This window comes from Corynebacterium tuberculostearicum, assembly GCF_046097255.1.
GTDB lineage: Bacteria > Actinomycetota > Actinomycetes > Mycobacteriales > Mycobacteriaceae > Corynebacterium > Corynebacterium tuberculostearicum_J.
In genome coordinates this window covers 881,341-896,971 of the sequence record NZ_CP175770.1, presented here as the reverse complement: position 1 = coordinate 896,971, position 15,631 = coordinate 881,341, and the positions used below count along the sequence as shown (strand labels likewise).

The following is a 15,631-nucleotide window of genomic DNA, read 5'->3' as shown; positions in this document are numbered from 1 at the left end:
ACCGGGGGTTTAGCTGCGAATCAGGCTGAGCACCTCGGCGCGGGAGGCGGCATTGTTCTTGAAGCCGCCGCGCACCGCGGAGGTGGTCGTCGTCGCACCCGGCTTGCGAATACCGCGCATGGCCATGCACAAGTGCTCGCACTCAATGACCACAATGACGGACTGCGCACCGAGGACCTCCACCAAGGCGTCCGCTACCTGCTGGGTGAGGCGCTCTTGGACCTGGGGGCGCTTAGCGTACATATCCGCCAGGCGAGCAAGCTTGCTCAAACCGGTGACGTGGCCGTCTTTGCCCGGGATGTAGCCGATATGCGCCACGCCGTAGAACGGCACCAAGTGGTGCTCGCAGGTGGAATAAATGGGGATATCGCGCACCAAAACCAATTCTTGGTGGTCCTCAGCGAAGGTCTTGTGCAGGACCTCGGTCGGGTCCTCGTGCAGGCCGGCGAAGACCTCGCGGTAGGCGCGGGCCACGCGGGCCGGGGTTTCGCGCAAGCCTTCGCGGTCAGGGTCCTCCCCTACCGCAAGGAGCAGCTCACGCACCGCTGCCTCCGCCCGGTCTTGGTCAAAGGCGGCGCGAGCGGGAATGTGATTATCAGGCATTAGTTATCTTCTTGCTTGTCGTCCTCGCGCGCATATGGGTTCTTGCGGCGATCCTTCTCGTCCCAGCCAGGGGTAAACCACTGGCTGGTCTCGGCATCAGCATCCGCGCCGGTATCCGGCTTGTGGTGCTTTCCACCACCGGTAGCGGGGCGTGCGGCCGGACGGGCGGATGACTCGGAAGCCGGGGCGGACTGGGCGTCGCGAGCCTGCTGGGTCGGCTGGGCCGACTGGGCCGGCGAGGAGTTCGCGGATTCCTTAGCGGGGCCGCGGCCCAACTCGCGGGCGGTGTCCGGGTCGACGTAATCGCCGGCGTGCTGACCAAAGTTGAAGCCCACCTCACCCTTCGGCTCTTCGCCGGCGAGGCGGCGCTCGCGGGCGGCCCGGGAGGCATCGAGAAGCGTCATGCGCTTAGGCAGCTCCTCGCCGCGCTCCTTCGCCAGCTCGACCGGGGTCTTCACTGGGGCGTAGCCAATCTGGCGCGGGAAGCGATCGTCTTCGCCTGGGAAGACGTCGAAGGCCTCGCGCGGCTCGATGCCGTCGAAGATGCGCTCCAGGTCAGGGCGGCGCAGGGTTTCCTTCTCCAACAGGGCCTCGGCCAGCTTGTCCAGGTAGTGACGGTTATTGCGCAGGATGTCATAGGCCTGCTCGTGCGCGCGCTCGAGCAGGTAGCGCATTTGCTCATCAATCTTGGAGGCAACCTCATCGGAGTAATCGATGGAGCCACCGCCACCCATCTGGCTGAAGGGATCGCCCTGCTCCTTGCCGTACTTTACGGTGCCGAGATCTGGGGAGAATCCGTACTCGGTGAGCATAGAACGAGCGATCTTGGTGGCGTTTTCAATATCGGAAGACGCACCGGTGGTCGGCGCACCGAAGACCAGTTCCTCGGCCGCGCGGCCGCCCATGGCAAAGACCAAGCGGGAGAAGAGCTCGTCGCGGGTGTACATGCCCTTGTCGTCTTCCTGGGAGGTCATGGCGTGGCCACCGGTGCGGCCACGGGCCAGGATGGTGACCTTGTACACGCGCTCAATATCCTTGAGTGCCCACGCAGAAAGCGTATGTCCGCCCTCGTGGTAAGCGGTGACCTTCTTCTCGTGCTCGGAGATGATCTTGCCCTGGCGGCGCGGGCCGCCCACCACGCGGTCGGTGGCCTCTTCCAAGGCATCATAGGTAATGACGTTGCCGCCGATGCGGGCGGTAAGCAAAGCGGCCTCGTTGAGTACGTTGGCCAGATCCGCACCGGACATGCCGGCGGTGCGCTTGGCCAGCTGCGCTACGTCAACCTCTTCTGCCAGCGGCTTATTCTTTGCATGCACGCGCAGGATCTCCTCGCGGCCGGCAAGATCCGGGTTGGTGACCGGAATCTGGCGGTCGAAGCGGCCCGGGCGCAGCAGCGCCGGATCGAGGATATCCGGACGGTTGGTAGCGGCGATGAGGATTACGCCTTCGCGGTCACCAAAGCCGTCCATTTCTACCAGGAGCTGGTTGAGGGTCTGCTCGCGCTCATCGTGGCCGCCGCCGGTGCCGGAACCGCGCTGGCGGCCCACGGCGTCAATCTCGTCCACGAAGATAATGCAGGGGCTATTTTCCTTCGCCTGCTTGAACAGATCGCGCACGCGGGAGGCACCCACACCGACGAACATCTCCACAAAGTCAGAACCGGAGATGGAATAGAACGGCACTCCGGCCTCGCCCGCCACGGCGCGGGCAAGCAAGGTCTTACCGGTACCCGGAGGGCCGTAGAGCAGCACGCCGCGCGGGATCTTGGCGCCTAGGTCGTGGTAGCGGGTGGGGTCATCCAAGAAGTCCTTGATCTCTTGCAGCTCGTCCACGGCCTCGTCCGCGCCGGCCACGTCCTCGAAGGTATTGGTCGGCATATCCTTGGTCAGTTCCTTGGCCTTGGAACCGCCGATGCCAAACATGCCTCCAGCGCCTTGCTGCATGCGGGACATGAGCCAGAAGAGCACGCCGAAGAGGATGATCATCGGCAGCAGCATGCTGAGCATAGAGCCCAAGAAGGATTCCTGCGTGACATTGGTCTGGTACTTCTCGGCGCCGGAATCCTTGACGGCGTTAAAGACCTGCTCAGAGGCGCGGGCCGGATACTTGGCCACGATCTCCTGCACGCCGTCGCGCTCGTCTACCGTGATTTCGTCCTTGAGCTTGATGCGCAGGCGCTGCTCGCGGTCATCGATTTCCACCTCATCGACGTTTTTGTCTTTGAGCTGGGTCAGCGCAACGGAGGTATCCGCTTGCACGTAGCCGCGGGCGTCGTTGCTAAAGAAGGTAAAAGCGTACAGCGCGATAAGGATGAGGGCCGCAATCCCGCCGTAGCGAAGAATCTTGTTGTTTTTCATTACTGCGCGATTTTAGTTGGTGGTATAGACATCAGGGTGGAGGGTGCCCACGTAAGGCAGATCGCGGTAGCGTTCCGCAAAGTCCAGCCCGTAGCCGATGACGAATTCATTCGGGATATCAAATCCCACATCCAGCAGGTCAATATCGGCCTTGACTACCTCCGGCTTGCGCAGCAGGGTGACCACATTCAGCGAGGCAGGGTTGCGGCCTTCCAGGTTGCGGATAAGCCACGACAGGGTGAGGCCCGAATCGATGATGTCTTCCACGATGAGCACGTTGCGCCCGGCAATATCGCGGTCCAAATCCTTCAAAATGCGCACCACGCCGGACGAGGAAGTGGAGGCACCGTAGGAGGATACGGCCATAAACTCCAGCTCGGAGGGGATAGATAGCTTGCGCGCAAAGTCCGTGAGGAAGAATGCGGCGCCCTTGAGCACGCAGACCAACAGCAGGTCGTGCTCAGAGTCGGCATACTTTTCCGAGACCATATCCGCGAGTTCTTGGACGCGGTTTTGCAGTTCCTCTTCTCCAATGAGGATTGCTTCTACATCGTCACCGTAGCGGTTTGCGGGAACGGCGAAGTCTTTCTTGTCGTGCACGTGTGCGCTCCTTTAATGACCAGACAATAGTGCCAGTTTGCCACCTATACGGGCTACTTCCAACCTCTGCCCCACCTGCCGCGCCGATCGCACGGCCACCGGGCCTTGCCCGTGCCAGTGGGTGCACAGCTTGCCGACGTCCCCCACTCCCCTCCTTGTTACCTCTACCCGCTCGCTGACCAGCCACGCAGCGATCGCCCGCCGGCGCCGCGGTTCCGCCATCGCCGCCAGTTCGGCGCAGTCGGTGGTGGGTGGGGTGCGCAGGGCGGCGTCGTCAAGCGCGGCGTCGCCTGCTGCTTGCGCCAGCGCTGGCACCGCGTCCCCGCCGATGATGCGGCTCAACTGCGGAATGACCTCTCGGCGCAGCGCCACGCGGCGGAAATTCGTGTCCGCGTTCTGCGGATCCTGCCACGCGGAAAGGCCCAACTCCGCGCAAGTGCCCTCGGTATCGCCTCGACGCACGTTCAGCAGCGGCCGCACCACGCGGGCGCCTTCGACCTCGCTGCGCTCGCTCATGCCGGTCACCCGCCCGCGCAGCGCGCCGAGCAGCAGCGTTTCCGCCTGGTCATCGGCCGTATGCGCCACGGCCACCTCTAAACCTTCGTCTGCGCACGCGGCGGCCAGTGCTCGATACCGCGCCACCCGCGCGGCCGCCTCCATCGACTCCGCCCCCGCTGCAGCGCCCGCCTCAACGCTAAGCACCTGCGCCCGCGCGCCCAGCGTTCGCGCCTGTTCGGCCGCGCGCTGGGCCTGCGCCCGCGAGCCGTCCTGCAACCCGTGGTCCACGCACAGCGCGAGCACCTCGTGCCCCTCCGCCACCAGCGCCGCCATGAGAGCCAGCGAATCCGCGCCCCCGGACAGCCCCACCGCCACTGCGTGGTCAAGGCCTGCGGCGCGCACGCCGCGCCGACACGCTAGAAAGTGCGGCGAAACTCGCGGCCAAAAGGGCTTATTAGAACTCATGCAGTGCGGAAGCCAATGCGTCTTGAGCCTTGCGGGCGGCCAAAATATCGCCGTCATTCACCAGGAAGGCAAAGGCATATACGCGCCCGGAATTGCCCTGCGCGGTGCCGGCTAGGGCCGAGACCCCGGTCAGCGTGCCGGTCTTAGCGCGCACATAGCCCTTGGCCGCGGAATCGCCATAACGCTCGTACAGCGTGCCATCGCCGCCGGCCACCGGCAGGTAGGACACCAGCGGACGCAGGCGCGGATCCTTGACCGCGCCATTAATGAGCTGCGACAACAGCCCGGCCGTGAGCCGATTGTCCACCGAGAGCCCGGAATTGTCCTTAATATCCACGCCCTCGACGTCGAATCCCTGCTCCCGCAGCACCTCGAGCGTGGCCTGCGTATCGCCTTCGAAGCTGGCTTCCTTGCCACGGGACATCGCCAGCTCACGCGCAATGGCCTCGGCCATGACATTATCGGAATGGCGCACCATTTCTCGGGCGCGGTCCGCGAGCGGCGGCGAATCCACACTCGCCACCTCCTGCGCGTTCTCCGCCACAGAGCCCATGCCTACCTTGCCCGCGCCGAGGCGATCGCCTAGCTGCTTAGCCACATCCAAAGCCGGCTCATGGCTCCTCGGCACATCCCCCGTCGTCGCGCCCAGGCGACCACCGTAGAGCATGGCCGGTTCCATTGGCGCGACGAAGCCGCCGTCCACGTTTTCCGGATCCCAGCCCGGGGCCTGCGCCTCGCCGGACCATACGGAGGTATCGATGTAGACGCCATCGACCTGCTCGACGTTTTTCGAAATCTGCTCGGCCAGATCATCGAGCTGCTCATGCGTCATCCACACATCGCCCGCGGCCTTAATGACCACGTTCTTTTCGTTCGACCCACGGTAGACCTTGGTGGTGATTTTCTCATTCTCATCCAGCGCCAACGTGGCCGCCGCGGTGGTGAGGACCTTCGTGGACGAGGCCGGGGTGAGCCGCTTATCTGCGTCGCGCTGCCACACCACGTCACCGGTTTCAGTATCGATCACCTCGCCGCCGAAAGTGGCAAGGTCCTTATTCTTAGCGAGCTCATCCAGCTTCGTGCTCAGCGCATCCAGGTCTGCCTCGCCCGGCTGTGCTGCGCTCAACGGCTCCTCAGGAGCCTCGACCGCTTGCGCCTCCCCGTGCGAGAGATCGCCGTATTCGCGCTGGAGGGTAACGCCCAGCGCAGCCGTACCTCCGACCGCTGCCGCTACCACGAGCGCGGTCGCTGACCACCAAACATGCTTTGCTTTCATTGCCTTTAACCCTAGCGCGAATCCGCAACGCGCTAGACTATGGGCAGTAATTGATACCCAATCCCCCATGGAGGACATCGCTGTGAGCGTTGAAGTAACCATTGAAATCCCGAAGGGCTCCCGCAACAAGTACGAGGTTGACCACGAGTCCGGCAAGGTCTACCTCGACCGTTACCTGTTCACCCCGATGGCTTACCCGGCTGACTACGGCTTCATCGACCACACCCTGGGCGAGGACGGCGACCCCCTCGACGCCCTGGTTATCCTGCCGGAGCCGGTCTTCCCGGGCGTAGTCGTTGAGGCCCGCATCGTCGGCGTCTTCAAGATGACCGACGAGGCCGGCGGCGACGATAAGCTGCTCGCCGTCATCGATGACCCGCGCTGGGAGCGCTACCAGGACATCAACGATGTGGAGCAGCACATCAAGGACGAAATCGAGCACTTCTTCGTCCACTACAAGGACCTGGAGCCGAACAAGGAAGTCACCGGCTCCGGCTGGGGCGACAAGGCCGAGGCAGAGAAGATCCTCGACGAGGCAAAGGCTCGCTTCAAGTAAGCGCTTCTGCCGCACGCTAACGGCGGCACTGTGAAGGTACGTTTCCGCAGACGGTGGGGACCGAAGAGGTTTCCCACCGCGCGCCGAAGCGTACCTTTCGCGTTTTCCGACTAATCACTGTCGTTAACGGTAAATAGTGGCGAAAAATAGCGTGTTTCGGGGCGTTATTTGCCGTGAACGTCAAAGGCACCCGTGGACGAAAACCGCGCCTTAGAAGCCACAATGGGAGGCAAGCCAGCCGTCGAGTTCAGATTCCGGGGCATCAGGAGCGATGGGATCCTCAGCGAACTCCTCGCCCGTGCACGCCTTGTCCTTGGCAGCAGTGAGCATGAGCGAGCGGCCGTCCGGGTAATCCAGCACCACGTTGGCGGAGGCGTAGCCGGCGGTCGGCTCGCCGAAGGTGCGCACGTTGTCCAGGCCGCGGAAGGTCAGGAGGGTGACTTCGGCGGAGGAGGCGGCGTCGATGGCGGCAACGAGGAGCTCCGCGTTGGTCGGGTCCTCTTTCAAAGCCTCGCGGGCGCGCTGAAACTCTTCACTCTCGCCATAGATTCCGGTATACGCTGCGGTATCCACCACCGCGGTGTTGATGTGTTTTTCGCTGGCGTTGAAAAGAAAATAGGGCTAGCCCAGCAGCGCCCCGCCATAGGAGGGGCCGAGGAAGTACACGGCGGCGAACACCGCGATAAAGGCAACGCTGAAGAGTCCGCCAAAATTTTCAGCACAGTTTTCATTCTTTTCGACCTCCTGTGCGCAGCACGTAGCCGCGCAACGGTTCAACAAGGACAATGGCAAGAAGCGTGACCACCCAGCCCACCGCCAGGAAGCCGAAGGCCATAAGCAGGCGAGCGCTCACATCGACGTCGCTTTGCTCGACGTTGGAGAAGAACATCAGCGAAGCAATTCCGCCGCCGAAGAGAAAACCGAAGGAGCTCAAGGCCACGACCGGCCCCATGACGGTCAGCGCCCCGGAGCGGAACTGAAAGCCGCGCGGCACGCCCATCAAATCCAGAGAGCGGATGAGCTCCTTGTCCTCGAAGATGCCGGAAACCTGACCCAGGATGATGGACATGGTGGTCAACGTGAAGCCGAAGACGAGGGTTAGTACAACGCCAGTGGAGATGTCCTTGAACACCACGTTCATCCCGGGATCTTCTTTGACCACCGAGGCCAAGGCATCGGAGCCCAGGGGCGCGGCGACGAGGAAGCCGGCCAGGTAGCCGAAGAAGCCGATGGCAGCGCTGCGCCGCCATGCCGGGCGGGCATTGCCCGCCACGCGCTTGCAGGCCACGAAGTGCGCGGTTCCGGGGAGGAGGGAGAAGACGTGCGCGCCCAGCTGCAGGATGAAAGGCGCGATGAGGTTGATGCTCATCAGCATGCCAAACATGACCACGATGACCATAGCGGTGGGCGGGCCCGCCTTGCCCGTGAGGAACACGCCGCCGACTGCCACGATGATGAGGAAGACGATGGCGCGCCACCAGCGGTAGGCCGCGGGCATCTGGCGTTTGGCCACGCCCAGCGGGCTCACCCGCACGCGGCGCATGCCGTACAGTGCCGCGCCGATGGCCAGGAGGAAGAGCACGCCGGCCACAGCTATATATCCCCACCAGGGCAGCAGAATCTTCTGTCAGGTCAATGGGCCGCATCTGGAAGTCCAGCTGGGTAAAGACCGGTGCGACGAGTAGGCTAATCAGCCCGCCGAGCACGATGCCGATCACCGCCTGGAGGCCGGTTTCCACAATGGCCATGCGCTCCACCTGGCTGGAGCTTAAGCCCAGCAGGCGCAGGGTGGCCAGGCGCTGCTCCCTGCCGGACGCACCCAGGACGGCGGCCTGCGAGGTGAGGTTAAACAGCGCGGGAAGGATGAACGCGCAGGCAAAGAGAGCCAGGGCGAACCAGGGATAGAGGAAGGCCTCCATCTCGTTGCCAAAGGCCTCCTTGAGGGCGGGCGCGGCGTCCTCGACGTGCTGGGCGCGCTCCCAAAACATCCAGGTACCACCCGCAACCAAAAAGGCGATGGCGGAACCGATGGTCAGGCTCACAATCGCCAATAGAGAGACGATGCCCGTGCCCGAGCGCGCGCGAATGGATTCGCGCTGCAGGTCATAGACCAAGGTGGCGGTGTTCATCGAATCACCCCCAGGCGGCGGTCGTCGTGAATGATGCCATCGCGAATCTCCACGCGGCGCTGCATCCAATCGGCCACCTTCGGGTCGTGCGTGACCATGACCAGGCTCGCCCCGGCCTGGCGCACGATGGTGGTGAGCATCTGCATGACCTCGTGGCCGGTGGACTGATCCAGCGCACCGGTCGGCTCGTCGGCGAAGACAACGCCTGGGTTCGCCACCAGCGCACGCGCAATGGTCACGCGCTGGGCCTGGCCACCGGAGACCTGCGCCGGGCGGCGGTCCGCCAGGCCACCCAGGCCCAGCTGATCGAGAAGCTCCATCGCGCGCCTGCGGGCCGCACCCCGCCCCATACCGTTAAGCATGGCCGGCAGCGCCACGTTATCCACGTTGCTGAGCTCCGGCAGCAGCTGACCATCCTGGAAGACGAAGCCGAAGTTGCGCAGGCGGGTGCGGGAGCGGGGGGCGTCGGAAAGCGCGGAGAGCTCCTCGTCCCCGTAACGCACGCTACCGTGCGTGGGGGTGAGCACGCCGGACATGCAGTGCAGCAGCGTGGACTTGCCGGAGCCAGACGGCCCCATGACGGCCACGAGCTCGCCCGGTTCAATGTCGAGGGAAATTCCGGCGAGCACTGGGCCGCCGCCGAAGTCCTTGGTGATGTCTGTCAGGGAAAGTGTCTGTGCCATGTCTCTCATTTCACCGTGCTGGGCCCGCGGAAAGAACAGCCCTAGCGTTGCTCTTTAAGGTAGTGCCAGCACTACCCCTGTAGTTCGGGACGCCCGATATGCTGTGAACCGTGTTCCGAAAGAAGCCCCAACCCACCACGCACGAGCAGCAGCAGGCGCAGCAGATTGCGCAGCTCACGGCCTCGCGCCGCGCCATCGCGGACGCCTACGAGGTCGAGCGCGCCCGCATCGAGCGCGACCTGCACGACGGCGCGCAGCAATATCTCGTGGCCGCGAGCATGAAGTTGGGCGAGGCTCTTCTCGACGCCCCCGCTGACCTCACTGAGCTCCTCACCGCCGCAAAGCAGGACGTGGACCGCGGCCTGAATTCCCTGCGCGCCACGGTGCACGGTATTCACCCACAGGTGCTGCAGGATCACGGCCTGGTCGCCGCGCTTGCCGACGCCGCCTCCTCCCACGGCCCCCACGTCAGCGTCTTTGCCCCGCATTCTCTGCCTGAGCTCTCCGCCTCCGTGCTGGCCTGCGGCTATTTCTTCGGCACGGAAGCTTTGACGAATGCGGCCAAGCATGCGCCGGGCGCGCCGGTTTCGGTGCTGGTGACCTCGGACGATTCGCTGCGCATCACCGTGGTGGATGAGGGCCACGGCGGCGCACAGGTCGTCCCCGGGCACGGCCTGGCGGGGATGGCCGAGCGTCTTGCTGCCTTCGGCGGAGAAATGTCTTTGTCCTCACCGCCTGGCGGCCCGACCCGGGTGGCCGGGTCCATTCCCCTTCTTCTCGATCGCGGACAGCCAGGAGTGTAAAAGATGAGCTTAAGAATTGTGGTAGCGGATGACTCCGCCATTCTGCGCGAGGGCCTAGCCGGCCTGTTGGAGCGCCGCGGGCACTCTGTAGTGGGCCAGGCTTCCTCTGCTCCTTCGCTCGAGGCTGTGGTGGATAAACTGCGCGACGACCTGCCGGACATCGTCATCACGGACGTGCGCATGCCGCCGGGCATGGGCGACGATGGTTTGAAAGCCGCCGTGAATTTGAGAAACGCCTACCCGGGCCTTCCCGTCATGGTGCTCTCCCAGTACGTAGCCCCTGCATATGCGGTGGAGCTCTTCGACTCCCCCGAGGCCGGCACCGGCTACCTTTTGAAGGACCGTGTCTCCGAGGTGCGCGACTTCCTGGCCAGCCTGGATGTGGTGGCCCAGGGCGGCACCGTCATCGACCCCACCGTGGCTCAAGCTCTCATGAGCTCCGGACGCAGCGGCTTGGGCGAGCTCAGCCCGCGCGAGCGCGAGGTTCTCGAATTAATGTCCCGCGGCAAGTCCAACAAGGACATCGCCGCCGAGCTCGTTTTATCCGCCGCCGCGGTGGCCAAGCATGTCTCCAACATCTTCACCAAGCTTCGCTTAGACCCCAGCGAGGACAACCGCCGCGTCAAGGCGATTCTGGAGTACCTCTCCGCGCACCGTTAAAACGCGCACGCAGGCCTGCGCGGGGCCAGCGCCGTGTGCGTCACTTTGACCCGATGCGCCACACAAGAATCGCCGCGGGCAGCCCGCACGACGCTCACGGTAAATAGAGCGCGAACCCCCATTTTCCGGCGCTATTTACCGTGAACGACATCGACTCCTCACACGAACCGACGATTTAAGTGCCACAGCCAGATCCGCGGCTTGCACCTGCGTGCTCTCCGCCAGAATTCGTTCTTCAACACGACGAATCACGCGGTCCTTCGCATCCAAATTCTGAGCAGTCGTGGCCTAACTTTCTGGCCGGTGTGTGCTCTGATTCAGCAAGGTGCGAGTTTTAACCTTCACAAGGTTGAGATTCCATAGTCGGGCCTCATCGACCATAGCGAATTCGGTGGTGTCCTCATCCGAGATGTCGACTTCAATGGTGACAGCCTTGTCTGCGGAAGAAATGATGGTGTAGTTAAGCCCTTCAAGCCTGTCAATTAAGGTAGTGACCGCTTCGCTAGCCGGGGAGACCGTGCCCGAAAGCGCAGTAGCAAAACCAACGAGCTTTTTCTCATCGGGTACTTCATCGCCGCTGTCGATGAAGCAATATTGTTGAATTGGCGATCCATCCTCTGCAGGGGCGATGGAATGATCTTCCGCTGAACCAACTTTCGTAACCGTAAGCATCCCCGTGACGTCCTCAAACGCTAGCTGCTCGCGTGGACTGCGGTTATTGCAGGCAAAGTGAATGGTGTCGCCTTCCCTCTTGGTGATAACAATCCCTGAATCGCCAGTCATGCATTCATAGCCAGGTTCGACACCTTCCTTGTAACTATGGAGGTATTCGTTAAAAACACTGAGCCAGTCTGACTTTTGTCCGGTTCGCAGACGAAAGCTTGCGCTATTGCTAACGCCATCGGTAAGACGAATGCTTTTTTCTGTCTCATTATCAAAGAGCACGAACTCAGCGCTATAGGTCCTAAGCCTCATTGCCGTGGGTGCCGTTCCTTGGCGAACTGCAAATTCGAGGTTCACAATATATTCGGAGTGAGGCTCCAAGCTCACCTCGATATCGCATTCAATGGTGATGCCATCGATTTCAAGCGTGCCTTGTCGAAGCTCTGTCCGCATCCCTGCCAGACTTTGCATCAAAAATTTCCCTTTCAAATCAGATGAATGCTGAAAACGTGGTGGAAAAGACCCACTCTCGCCATAAACAGAAAGCCGTACCTTGGGCTGTACGCAACTCTAATCACGCCCAAGACAGGTTCGCCTGAATTCAGCTCAGTTGCCGCTGGAAATTGATGCCCTGCACACATCCGCCGCGTCAAGGCGATTCTGGAGTACCTCTCCACGCACCGTTAAAACGCGCACGCACGCCTGCGCGGGGCCAGCGCCCTGTGCGTCACTTTGACCCCTCACACGAACCGACGATCTAAGTGCCACAGCCAGATCCGTGACTTGCACCTGCGTGCGCTCTACCACAATTCGTTCTTCACCACTACGAATCACGCGGTCCTTCGCATCCAAATTCTGAGCAATCGTGGCCTAGCTTTCCGCCCGGTTCGTGCTCCGATTCAGCAGACTGCGAGTGCGAACCTTCACAAGGTTGAGGTTCCATAGTCGGGCCTCATCGACCATAGCGAATTCGGTGGTGTCCTCATCCGAGATGTCCACTTCGATGGTGACGGCATTGTCGGCGGAAGAAATAATGGTGTAATTAAGCCCTTCCAGCCTGTCAATTAAGGTAGTGACCGCTTCGCTAGTCGGGGAGGCCGTGCCCGAAAGCGAGGTAGCAATATCAACGAGCTCCTTTTCCTCGGGTACCTCATCACCACTGTCAATGAAGCAATATTGCTGAATCGGCGATCCATCCTCTGCAGGGGCGATGGAATGATCTTCCGCTGAACCAATTTTAGTGAGAGTAAGCGTCCCCGTGACGTCCTCAAACGCTAGCTGCTCGCGTGGACTGCGGTTGTTGCAGGCAAAGTGAATGGTGTCGCCTTCCCTCTTGGTGATAACAATCCCAGCATCATCAGTCATGTACTCGTAGGCGGGTTCGACACCTTCCCAATAACTATGAAGGTACTCGTTGAAAACACTTAGCTTGCCATCTTTCTGTCCGGTGCGAAGGCGAAAGCTTGAGCAATTGCTAACACCGTCAGTAAGGCGAATGCTGTTTTCTGTCTCATTATCAAACAGTACGAACTCAGCGCTATAGGTCCTAAGTCTCATTGCAGTGGGTGCAGTTCCTTGGCGTACTGCAAATTCGAGGTTCACAATATATTCGCTGTGAGGCTCGAGGCACACATCGATAGCGCATTCAATAGTGATGCCATCTATTTCAAGTGTGTCTTGGCGACGCTCTAAACGCATTGCCGTCAGATCTTCCATTTAAAAGTATCCCCTTCAACGTAAATGAGTAGTGAAAAAGTGGTGGAAAACCCGCTTTCGCTATGAAGAGAAAGCCGAAACATCGGATTCCTATGCAGCCCAAAGTACATGCCCAAAATCTCATACGCTGGCGCATTGGCTTGGGCGGCATCCATCCTTCACGGGTTCCGTTGATTGTCCTGTTCCAGCGCACTCCCAGCAGCCACTCAGGCAGATGTGACCCAGGTCGCCTACAATCGCTTTCAGCCTCAGCACAACAACCCCGGAAGGACCCCACCACTATGGAGCTGCAGCTCAACTTCGTGCACGTCGACGCCGACATGATCACGGATCATGATTTCCTGTTGGACTCGCTTCAGAGCCAGGGGCTGGATGCCTTTCGGACCTTCGACCCGAAGATGGAGGAGGTTGCGGCGACACTGACGGAAATCTTCGGTCAGGAATTCCCAGCGCATTCGGCCATTACGGTAACGGTGGAATCGGGCAACCTGGAGCTGCAGGACCAGCTCACCAAGTTGGCTTACCTGCACGGCCTCGTTGTCTTCCTCGGCACCACGGACATCCTAGTCAATGCGACGGGCATCGATATCAGTAGTGCTGGGCTCGCCTCCTTGACCAACTCCATGGGCACGGTGTGGCGGCAGGTCAGCAGGGAAACGGTGGACCGCGCGTTCGAGGATGCGATTCGCCTGCCCGTGGGCGAGCAGACCTGGGTGCAGGTCATCAACCACGGCTCAGACTCCTACGACTACGGGGTGGACATGTCCATGCGCCTGCTAGCAAACGGGCGCTGTGAGATGGTGTGGACCAGCTTTCCCGCCGCAGATGCTGCCCCGGTATTCCGCAGTCTTACTGTCGGCAGCTACGAGGAGGCCCGGGAACTCCTCCTATCTTTCAGTGACCACAACCCGCTGATTGCGGAGCTCGACTGGGAGCCGTTGGCCCAGCGCCCGCAGAAGAACTTCCTTGACGCCGGGTTCCGCCACGAGCTTCCGTGGCGCCGGCTGGATGCAGTGAAGGAGCTTCCCGCGGGCGTGATGGTCCACCTGCATGCCTGGCCCACGATGTCGCTGGCGTACGGACGGAATGCACAGGGACAGTGGGTAGCAATGGCCTACGATCACCTGGGCACCGAGAACGTGCAAACGTTCGACATCGCAGACGAGGCCATCGCGGTAGTGGAACACTATCTAGGCGGGAACGGAGAGACCTTTTTTGAGATTTTCCCCGCCTCGTCAGTCTCGGATCCGGCACCGTACACCACGGTCACTGCCATGGAGCTGCCCGAGCGCGAGGAGCAGTGGACTGAAGCATCGCTCTGCACGATGCACCGCATCCGCGCCGCCCACAACGGCGAACCTGGGCCCCGGATGCAGCAGTTCATTTCTGCGGTAAACGCCAAGCTGGGAAGTGAAATCCTGCTCGCCGAGGAACACGTCGAGCCCCACGCCCTCACCCGGTTGCTGATCCCCGCTGAGGTCACTCCGGTCACCCTCGAGCGACTTGCCCACGTGGCCTCGAACTACGGCGTCTCTCTGGTGGTGGATGACACCATGGCGCTGTACAACCCGTCAGGGCGGGCTTTGCCCAATGCAGAAAAGTGCACGTTGACGCTGCTATCCGAGAATCGCTACGTCAATACCTGGGAGACCACTACGCCGTCGGCAGTCACGGAAGCGGCGCTGCGTCTGTTCCCGGGTTGGAGGCTTAAGGTCATGTCTGGGCGGAATGTGGACTTTCAGGAGCGCTACGCCCTCGAAGTGCGGCAGCAGGATGGGGGTTTTGAAGTAAACCTGGCCGCCCCCGACGGCGGCATGTACGCAATTCCCGATATCCCCCTCCCCTACGCGTTGGAGATGATTGTTGAGTTCACCTTCGGTCCGGCGCAGATGGTTGACAAGGTGAATTGGGAGCGCAGCCATACGCCCGCAGATGTGAGCGATAAAGAGCGCTTCGTGCTCAGCGGCACCCTTACTGGCCGAAACCCGTATCTCTTTGAAGAAAGACTTCTTAACGCCGTCCGGGGCGAGGGCCTCTCGGAGGTCGGCACCTGGGCAGTGGTCCATGACCGGCTGGTCCCCGGCGATTACTGCCAGGTCGACCGTGTGGAGCCCGCAGAGAGTGGTGCGGCGCGCTACCTCGTCGAGTGGGGCCACAACAACGGTGAAGAGGAACACTTCCAGATGCTCCTTGAGGACATCGACCAAGCCCTGTCGCTCCTTCATTGGTTTGCGCAGGGAAACCGCGCGGACTTTGAGGCCCTGCCTTGGACGCGACAAGAGGGGCAACCGCACTAGTCCCGGCGCGTGACTAGGGTATGAGGCATGAAAAACGTTCAACCAACCGAAGTACCAGAAGGCGCTCAGCTCATTGATGTCCGCGAGAATGATGAGTGGGCGGTGGAGCGCGCGAAGGGTGCGACCCACATCCCGATGAGCGAGATTACGGGTCGCATCCAGGAAATCGACCCGGACAAGGATATTTACGTCATCTGCCACGCGGGCGGTCGCAGCATGCAGGTCTGCCAGTATCTGGAGCATGCGCTGGGCTGGGACACCATTAACGTCGATGGCGGCACGGATAAGTGGAAGGCTGCCGGACTTCCCATCGAAACGGATTAAT

At 61.6% G+C, this 15,631-nt stretch carries 15 protein-coding genes and 1 pseudogene; 5 read left to right on the top strand and 11 right to left on the bottom strand.

Annotated elements, in window-relative coordinates:
- Nucleotides 1-9 precede the first annotated feature (9 nt).
- From folE to dacB, 5 genes are read right to left on the bottom strand one after another with little or no spacing between them, the layout of a single operon-like run.
- Nucleotides 10-603, bottom strand: coding sequence for a GTP cyclohydrolase I FolE (folE, locus tag ACKFRY_RS04260; protein ID WP_005325658.1), 594 nt, complete (start codon nt 601-603; stop codon nt 10-12).
- Nucleotides 603-2,960: an ATP-dependent zinc metalloprotease FtsH gene (ftsH, locus tag ACKFRY_RS04255; RefSeq protein WP_408923277.1), complete on the bottom strand. Its 2,358-nt coding sequence runs from the start codon at nt 2,958-2,960 to the stop codon at nt 603-605. Before ftsH ends, folE begins: the two co-directional genes overlap by 1 nt.
- Before the next feature lie 12 nt (nt 2,961-2,972).
- Nucleotides 2,973-3,560 (bottom strand): hypoxanthine phosphoribosyltransferase, encoded by a 588-nt coding sequence (hpt, locus tag ACKFRY_RS04250; RefSeq protein ID WP_408923276.1) that lies wholly within the window; start codon nt 3,558-3,560, stop codon nt 2,973-2,975.
- A 12-nt stretch (nt 3,561-3,572) separates the two neighbouring features.
- Nucleotides 3,573-4,460, bottom strand: coding sequence for a tRNA lysidine(34) synthetase TilS (gene tilS, locus ACKFRY_RS04245; RefSeq protein WP_408923275.1), 888 nt, complete (start codon nt 4,458-4,460; stop codon nt 3,573-3,575).
- 52 nt (nt 4,461-4,512) lie between these two features.
- The gene (dacB, locus tag ACKFRY_RS04240; protein WP_408923274.1) at nt 4,513-5,799 is read right to left on the bottom strand and encodes a D-alanyl-D-alanine carboxypeptidase/D-alanyl-D-alanine-endopeptidase; all 1,287 of its coding nucleotides are present in this window, start codon (nt 5,797-5,799) and stop codon (nt 4,513-4,515) included.
- A gap of 82 nt (nt 5,800-5,881) precedes the next feature.
- Between dacB and ACKFRY_RS04235 the strand changes: the two genes are divergently transcribed.
- Nucleotides 5,882-6,355 carry an inorganic diphosphatase gene (locus tag ACKFRY_RS04235; RefSeq protein WP_005329894.1) on the top strand — a complete coding sequence of 158 codons (474 nt, stop codon included), beginning with the start codon at nt 5,882-5,884 and terminating at the stop codon, nt 6,353-6,355.
- A 210-nt stretch (nt 6,356-6,565) separates the two neighbouring features.
- Here the strand turns inward: ACKFRY_RS04235 and ACKFRY_RS04230 are convergent, their stop codons facing one another.
- The 4 genes and pseudogenes from ACKFRY_RS04230 to ACKFRY_RS04215 form a co-directional block, all read right to left on the bottom strand.
- Nucleotides 6,566-6,931 carry a S41 family peptidase gene (locus ACKFRY_RS04230; protein WP_408923273.1) on the bottom strand — a complete coding sequence of 122 codons (366 nt, stop codon included), beginning with the start codon at nt 6,929-6,931 and terminating at the stop codon, nt 6,566-6,568.
- 151 nt (nt 6,932-7,082) lie between these two features.
- Nucleotides 7,083-7,946: a hypothetical protein gene (locus ACKFRY_RS04225; protein WP_408923272.1), complete on the bottom strand. Its 864-nt coding sequence runs from the start codon at nt 7,944-7,946 to the stop codon at nt 7,083-7,085.
- A gap of 127 nt (nt 7,947-8,073) precedes the next feature.
- Nucleotides 8,074-8,274, bottom strand: a pseudogene (locus ACKFRY_RS04220) (ABC transporter permease); the annotation flags it as partial.
- Nucleotides 8,275-8,480: 206 nt separating this feature from the next.
- Nucleotides 8,481-9,167 carry an ABC transporter ATP-binding protein gene (locus tag ACKFRY_RS04215; protein WP_086588220.1) on the bottom strand — a complete coding sequence of 229 codons (687 nt, stop codon included), beginning with the start codon at nt 9,165-9,167 and terminating at the stop codon, nt 8,481-8,483.
- 110 nt (nt 9,168-9,277) lie between these two features.
- On the opposite strand from ACKFRY_RS04215, the gene ACKFRY_RS04210 reads away from it, so the two are divergent.
- Both ACKFRY_RS04210 and ACKFRY_RS04205 read left to right on the top strand, forming a co-directional pair.
- Complete coding sequence (locus ACKFRY_RS04210) at nt 9,278-9,970, top strand: sensor histidine kinase (protein ID WP_408923271.1); 693 nt, start codon at nt 9,278-9,280, stop codon at nt 9,968-9,970.
- A gap of 3 nt (nt 9,971-9,973) precedes the next feature.
- Complete coding sequence (locus ACKFRY_RS04205; protein ID WP_005325645.1) at nt 9,974-10,630, top strand: response regulator transcription factor; 657 nt, start codon at nt 9,974-9,976, stop codon at nt 10,628-10,630.
- A 288-nt stretch (nt 10,631-10,918) separates the two neighbouring features.
- On the opposite strand, the gene ACKFRY_RS04200 is transcribed toward ACKFRY_RS04205, so the two are convergent.
- Together ACKFRY_RS04200 and ACKFRY_RS04195 are read right to left on the bottom strand one after the other, a co-directional pair.
- The gene (locus tag ACKFRY_RS04200; protein ID WP_408923270.1) at nt 10,919-11,764 is read right to left on the bottom strand and encodes a hypothetical protein; all 846 of its coding nucleotides are present in this window, start codon (nt 11,762-11,764) and stop codon (nt 10,919-10,921) included.
- A 399-nt stretch (nt 11,765-12,163) separates the two neighbouring features.
- Complete coding sequence (locus ACKFRY_RS04195; protein ID WP_408923269.1) at nt 12,164-13,009, bottom strand: hypothetical protein; 846 nt, start codon at nt 13,007-13,009, stop codon at nt 12,164-12,166.
- A 281-nt stretch (nt 13,010-13,290) separates the two neighbouring features.
- Here ACKFRY_RS04195 and ACKFRY_RS04190 point away from each other — a divergent pair, with 281 nt between their 5' ends.
- Nucleotides 13,291-15,306: a hypothetical protein gene (locus ACKFRY_RS04190; RefSeq protein ID WP_408923268.1), complete on the top strand. Its 2,016-nt coding sequence runs from the start codon at nt 13,291-13,293 to the stop codon at nt 15,304-15,306.
- A 27-nt stretch (nt 15,307-15,333) separates the two neighbouring features.
- Nucleotides 15,334-15,630 (top strand): rhodanese-like domain-containing protein, encoded by a 297-nt coding sequence (locus ACKFRY_RS04185; RefSeq protein ID WP_005325643.1) that lies wholly within the window; start codon nt 15,334-15,336, stop codon nt 15,628-15,630.
- The last annotated feature ends 1 nt before the right edge of the window (nt 15,631 follow it).

What these genes read in the sequence shown, in the direction of transcription:
- ACKFRY_RS04195 (WP_408923269.1), bottom strand. Translation starts at nt 13,009, where the DNA reads ATGGAAGATCTGACGGCAATGCGTTTAGAGCGTCGCCAAGACACACTT.
- ACKFRY_RS04215 (WP_086588220.1), bottom strand. Translation starts at nt 9,167, where the DNA reads ATGGCACAGACACTTTCCCTGACAGACATCACCAAGGACTTCGGCGGC.
- ftsH (WP_408923277.1), bottom strand. Translation starts at nt 2,960, where the DNA reads ATGAAAAACAACAAGATTCTTCGCTACGGCGGGATTGCGGCCCTCATC.
- dacB (WP_408923274.1), bottom strand. Translation starts at nt 5,799, where the DNA reads ATGAAAGCAAAGCATGTTTGGTGGTCAGCGACCGCGCTCGTGGTAGCG.
- ACKFRY_RS04190 (WP_408923268.1), top strand. Translation starts at nt 13,291, where the DNA reads ATGGAGCTGCAGCTCAACTTCGTGCACGTCGACGCCGACATGATCACG.
- folE (WP_005325658.1), bottom strand. Translation starts at nt 603, where the DNA reads ATGCCTGATAATCACATTCCCGCTCGCGCCGCCTTTGACCAAGACCGG.
- ACKFRY_RS04200 (WP_408923270.1), bottom strand. Translation starts at nt 11,764, where the DNA reads ATGCAAAGTCTGGCAGGGATGCGGACAGAGCTTCGACAAGGCACGCTT.
- ACKFRY_RS04185 (WP_005325643.1), top strand. Translation starts at nt 15,334, where the DNA reads ATGAAAAACGTTCAACCAACCGAAGTACCAGAAGGCGCTCAGCTCATT.
- ACKFRY_RS04205 (WP_005325645.1), top strand. Translation starts at nt 9,974, where the DNA reads ATGAGCTTAAGAATTGTGGTAGCGGATGACTCCGCCATTCTGCGCGAG.